Source organism: Spirosoma utsteinense (genome assembly GCF_014282275.1).
Classification (GTDB): Bacteria; Bacteroidota; Bacteroidia; order Cytophagales; family Spirosomataceae; genus Spirosoma; species Spirosoma utsteinense.
Genome location: NZ_VFIA01000158.1, coordinates 1 through 992 on the forward strand (window position 1 = coordinate 1; position 992 = coordinate 992).

1 protein-coding gene is annotated in these 992 nt (G+C 51.1%); it reads right to left on the bottom strand.

Annotated features, from left to right (window positions below):
• Positions 1 to 992: tetratricopeptide repeat protein (locus FH603_RS28250; RefSeq protein WP_186742749.1), on the bottom strand; the 992-nt coding region annotated here is incomplete at both ends.

Below are 992 nucleotides of genomic sequence, written 5' to 3' on the forward strand. Positions count from 1 at the left end.
AAATTTGGATTTGTTTTGCGGGCGTCGGCAATTAGTTTGTTGCTGGCTTCGGCATTGCCCATCGCTTTGGCGATAGCGCCGGCACGCTGTAACAATTCGGGGTCTTTAAGGCCCGTACGGAGAGCCACCCGCATGTGCTCCTGCGCTTTTGGTACGTTTTTCTGGTTGAAATAAACCCAGGCTAAAGCGTGATTAACGTCGATGTTTTTCGGACGTTTCTGGTACTCCCGCATACCGTAGACGAGGGCTGAGTCCAACTGGCCCGTTTTGGTGTAGAGTTTGCACAGTTCCAGATCGACGGAGTGACCCGACCGGGCGTCTTCATCCAGCATTTTTGCTACCTCAACGTATTTGCGCTGTGCTTTGTCTTTATCGCCCTGCAACGCATAAATCTCGGCCATCTCTTCGTGGAACGAGAACTCAGGCATAATCCTGGCTGCTTTCTCCAGCTCTGTCAGCGCCTTGTCATACTCTTTTCTGGCTTTGTAAACCTGGGCTTTGCCCCGAAGCGCGAATGCATAACTAGGCCGAACGCTTAGAATACCGTCATACTGCTGCTCTGCTTTATCCAACTGTCCCGTTGTTTCATAGAGGTGTGCGAGGGTATTCTTACTCCAGCACTGCGGCTCCGAACCGGGTAAACCAGCCTGAACGGCTAATTTCATAGCCTCAATAGAACTGGGGTAGTTACCGTAAATTTCTCGTAGGTATGAGGCTCGGGAATACGATTCCAGCGATGGTTTCAGCGCCTGCATTTTATCGGACATAGCAACGGCTTCCTCATAATTTCCCAACTCCACATTGGCATCGACCAGCACGCCATAGACATACGCGTTGTTGGGGTTGATCTGGCGGGCTTTCTCCGCTAATTCGCGGGCTTCAGCAAACTGGTGCTGCGACATTTTTACCGATGACTTGAACGTCGTTGCCTCGAAGTTTTTCGGGTCTATACTCAGTACGCCGTCCAGAACCCGAAGAATAGCGGGGTAATA